The sequence below is a fragment of the Caulobacter sp. genome, assembly GCF_049283275.1.
Lineage (GTDB): Bacteria > Pseudomonadota > Alphaproteobacteria > Caulobacterales > Caulobacteraceae > Caulobacter.
Window position 1 is genome coordinate 1 of sequence record NZ_JBAPVS010000162.1, and the last position, 4,123, is coordinate 4,123.

The window sequence follows — 4,123 nt, forward strand, 5'->3', positions numbered from 1 at the left end:
ATCCGAACGCGCCCGGCCAGTTCGCCTTCGGGGACCCCGACCGGGTGAGCGGCGTCCTGACGGCGGCCGGATGGCGCGACGTGGACCTCCAGCCGCTGGATGTCGCCTGTACGCTGCCCGCCGACGACCTGGCGACCTACGCGACCCGCATGGGGCCGGTGAGCCTGGTTTTGCCGAGCCTGGACGAGGATCGCCGGCGCGCGGTGATCGAGGCCGTGCGGCGGGGGTTCGAACCCTATCTGACCGATGGCGTGGCGCGCTTCACCGCCGCCTGCTGGATGGTGCGGGCGCGGGCCTAGCCCGCCACCGGCGCCCACAGCACCTGGTCCACCCGCGACGCGCCCGCCGCCAGCATCACCAGGCGGTCGAAGCCCAGGGCCGAGCCGGAGGCGTTGGGCATGATCGCCAGGGCCGCCAGGAAATCCTCGTCCAGCGGATAGCGTTCGCCATAGACCCGAGCCTTTTCGTCCATCTCGGCCTCGAAGCGGCGGCGCTGTTCGCCGGCGTCGGTCAGTTCGCCGAAGGCGTTGGCCAGCTCGACGCCGCAGGCATAGAGCTCGAATCGTTCGGCCACGCGCGGGTCGCCGGGCTTGGGCCGGGCCAGGGCCGCCTCGGCGGTCGGGTATTCACAGAGAATGGTGGCGCGGCCGATCCCCAGGTTCGGCTCGACCTTCTCGACGATCACCCGGCTGAACACGTCGGCCCACGTATCGTCATCGGCCACGCGGATGCCCGCCGCTCGTGCCGAGGCCGCCAGGGCGTCGCGGTCTGTCGCGCCGTCGCCGTCGATCGAAGCCAGCAGGTCGACGCCCGCATGCCGTTCGAAGGCCTCCGCCACCGTCACCCGCTCGGGCTTGGCGAACGGATCGCAGACATGCCCCCGAAAGCGGAATTGGAGGGTTCCCACGGTTTCCGCCGAAAGCGCCAACAGGGCCGCGCAGTCGTCCATCAGGGTCTGGTAGGGCGCATCGACCCGGTACCATTCCAGCATGGTGAACTCCGGATGGTGCAGCGCCCCGCGCTCGCGGTTGCGCCAGACCTTGCCGAAATCGAAGATCCTGGTCTCGCCCGCCGCCAGCAGCTTCTTGCACGAGAACTCCGGCGAGGTGTGCAGGTAGAGGGGCGCGCTTTCGCCCGAGATCGTCAGGGCGGCAGTTTCGAAGGCGTGCAGGTGGGCCTCGTTGCCGGGCGAGACCTGCAGGGCCGCGGTCTCGACCTCCAGGAAGCCCTGGGCCTCGAACCAGGCCCGGAACGCAGCCTTGATCCGATTGCGGGCCAGCAGGAACGGCCGGCGGTCGGCGTGGTTTTCGGGCCGCCACCAGGGCGAGGGAGAAACTGTCGGCACGGGGGTTCCCTTAGAGCGTGGCAGTCGAAAGTGTCAGCGGTTTCGGCGCCTGCCACGCTCTAAAACTTTAAAGCAGGAGCCCTTTAGACGCCTCTCGCGATTTCGCGTGAGGCTAAGGGCTCCGGTCGGGGGGTGGCGAACTTGGCGAGGATCGCTATAGGAGGGCGATATCTAACGCAATTCGCGGCCAAGACCGCCGCGAGATCCAAGGACCACTACGTGACCAAAGTCGCCGCCAGCTCGCTCCGGAAAGGCTTTGTCGTCGATATGGACGGCAAGCTCTATGTCGTTCTCAACGTCGAAAACATCCACCCCGGCAAGGGCACCCCGGTCACCCAGCTGAACATGCGCCGCATCTCGGACGGCGTGAAAGTGTCGGAACGCTACCGCACGACCGAGCAGGTCGAGCGCGCCTTCGTCGACCAGCGCGACCACACCTTCCTGTACAAGGACGGCGAGGGCTATCACTTCATGAACCCGGAAAGCTACGACCAGCTGGTCGCCTCCGAGGAAGTGATTGGCGACCTGGGCGCCTATCTGCAGGAAAACATGACCGTCGTCCTGTCGACCCACAACGACGTGCCGATCGCCCTGGAACTGCCGCGCACCGTGACGCTGGAGATCGTCGAGACCGAACCGTCGGTGAAGGGCCAGACCGCCTCGTCGTCGTACAAGCCGGCCATCCTCAGCAACGGCGTGCGCACCATGGTGCCGCCGTACATCGCCGCGGGCACCCGGGTGATCATCCTGACCGAGGATGGTTCGTATCAGGAACGCGCCAAGGACTAATCGTCAGAGCGGAGGGCGGCGAACACTTGCCCCCTCCGCGCCTGCGGCGCTCCTCCCCCAGAGGGGGAAGAGGGCGCGCGTTTTCTCGTCCTCCGCCCCCTATGGGGGCGGACAGACGGCGCAGCCGTCAGGTGGGGGCAAGTGGGTGAGCCACTACCATCTAAGCGCCCACTTCCCCACCACCGCCCCCAGCGCCCCGGTCCCCAGCACGCCCAGGGTGTACCAGGTCCCCACGAACACCATCGTGCTCTCGCCGCAGTGCAGGCCGTAGATCGTGGCCGCCACCCCGCCGGCGAAGGCGCCCGCCGCGAAGCCGGCCAGGGCCGGACGGGTCGGGGCCATGCCGCGCAGCACCACCAGCGCCGCCGCCAGTCCCGGCAGCGCCAGGGTGAGGATGTAGCGGAAGCAGACCTTCCAGGATCCGCCCATCATCATCGACCGGCGATGTTCGGGGTCGGCGGCCAGCCATTGGCCAAGGCCTAGGCCGACGAACACCGCCAGCACCAGGGCCCCGAACAGCAACGCCTTCCTCGGCGCGCCGTCGGGCCGCGCCAGCCGCTCCAGCGCCCAGAAGCCCGCCACGCCCAGCAGGGTGGTGTACAGCGCCTTCATCCAGAACATCCGGCCGGTCATGGCCAAGGCCAGGTCGTGGCGCGCGCCCAGCCACGCCAGCACCATGACCAGGGCCGCCAAGCCTCCGGCCACGGCCACGCCAACGAACCGACGTTGCACCGCCCCCGCCGGTATGACCCGCGGCCGCGTCGCCAGTTGATCGATCAGATCATCCGTCCGCACGACCGCGCATCCTTTCTCCCAGGGCCTTGAGCGCCCGGTGCAGGGCGACCTTGGCCGCGCCTTCCGAGACGCCGGCCCGATCGCCGGCTTCCGCCAGGCTCAACCCCTCGATCTTCACGGCGCGCACCAGAGCGCGCTGGCGTTCGGGCAGGGCTTCCAGGGCCTTGTCCAGGTCCATGGCCGAGCCCGGCTCCGGCGCGTAGGCGGCCAGGACCTCGACATAGTCATCGATCGGCAGGGTCGCCCGCACCTTGCGGCGTCGCCAATGGTCGATCAGCTTGTAGCGCGCCAGGGCGAAGGCCCAGGGGGTGAACGGCTGGGCGCGATCGTAGGTCGCGCGCCGCGTATGCACCGCCATCAGGGTCTCTTGCACCAGGTCCTCCACATCGCCAGGAGCGTCGCGCATGCGACGCTCGAAATAGACGCGGAGCCGGCCGCTCAGCTGAGACAGCAGCAGCCGATAGGCCGGGGCGTCGCCGTCCAGGCCCAGCAGCATCAGCGCCTTCAGGGCGGCTTCGGTTTGCGTCACGCCTCCCCCTTGTTCGCGCGAGACGGTCCGATGGTTACACCGCGTCGCGGACGGCGGGAACCGGAGCCTGACGCCTGCCGGCGTTTTTCGGTTCGCCGCTTTTTTGTTCGGATACCGGTGTAACCTTTCGTCGCACCCGTCCGTAACTCACCCTTGACCGCGCAGGACGGGCCGACGAACGGCGCCGGGCCCGGTCAGACACTGACGAAGGAAACGCCCCCATGAACCGCACACCCGCTCTCGCCCTCGCCGCCGTGTTCGCCCTGAGCGCCGGCGCCGCCATGGCCCGCGACGACATGAAGCCGGCCAAGACCGAAATGGAAAAGTGCTACGGCGTGGCCAAGGCCGGCCAGAACGACTGCAAGGCCGGCGCCGGCACCAGCTGCGCGGGCACCTCGAAGGCCGACTACCAGGGCGACGCCTGGAAGAAGGTCGCCAAGGGCACCTGCACCAGCATCAAGACCCCGAACGGCACGGGCTCGCTGACCCCGAAGGCGGCGATGTAGGCCACAGCCATCCCAATGAACCCCTCCCCCTCGATGGGGGAGGGGCAGGGTGGAGGTGACAACGCCGGCAGGTTGCCCGCGGGCCGTGCCCCATCCTGAAGCGCTTTCACCCCCATCCCCGACCCGTCCCCCATCAAGGGGGAAGGGAGAGTTTCGAAC

5 protein-coding genes and 1 pseudogene are annotated in these 4,123 nt (G+C 68.7%); 3 read left to right on the plus strand and 3 right to left on the minus strand.

Translation table 11 applies throughout. From position 1 onward, the window contains the following. Window positions 1-299: pseudogene (locus tag WAL33_RS08840) on the plus strand (SAM-dependent methyltransferase); the annotation flags it as partial. Here the strand turns inward: WAL33_RS08840 and epmA are convergent. Further along, a complete protein-coding gene (gene epmA / locus WAL33_RS08845; protein WP_422180516.1) occupies window positions 296-1,345 on the minus strand; it encodes an EF-P lysine aminoacylase EpmA in 1,050 nt (349 codons plus the stop codon). The pseudogene WAL33_RS08840 and the gene epmA overlap by 4 nt on opposite strands. A 219-nt stretch (window positions 1,346-1,564) precedes the next feature. On the opposite strand from epmA, the gene efp reads away from it, so the two are divergent. After that, entirely contained in the window at window positions 1,565-2,134 is a 570-nt protein-coding gene (efp, locus tag WAL33_RS08850; protein ID WP_422180518.1) for an elongation factor P, read from the plus strand. A gap of 153 nt (window positions 2,135-2,287) precedes the next feature. Here efp and WAL33_RS08855 read toward each other — a convergent pair whose 3' ends face one another. Next, on the minus strand, window positions 2,288-2,929 hold the full coding sequence (locus WAL33_RS08855) for an NrsF family protein (protein WP_422180520.1): 642 nt from the start codon (window positions 2,927-2,929) through the stop codon (window positions 2,288-2,290). Beyond that, on the minus strand, window positions 2,916-3,458 hold the full coding sequence (locus WAL33_RS08860; protein ID WP_422180522.1) for a sigma-70 family RNA polymerase sigma factor: 543 nt from the start codon (window positions 3,456-3,458) through the stop codon (window positions 2,916-2,918). The genes WAL33_RS08855 and WAL33_RS08860 overlap by 14 nt, the downstream gene beginning before the upstream one ends. 221 nt (window positions 3,459-3,679) lie before the next feature. Here WAL33_RS08860 and WAL33_RS08865 point away from each other — a divergent pair, with 221 nt between their 5' ends. Further along, entirely contained in the window at window positions 3,680-3,964 is a 285-nt protein-coding gene (locus WAL33_RS08865; protein ID WP_422180524.1) for a DUF2282 domain-containing protein, read from the plus strand. The last annotated feature ends 159 nt before the right edge of the window (window positions 3,965-4,123 follow it).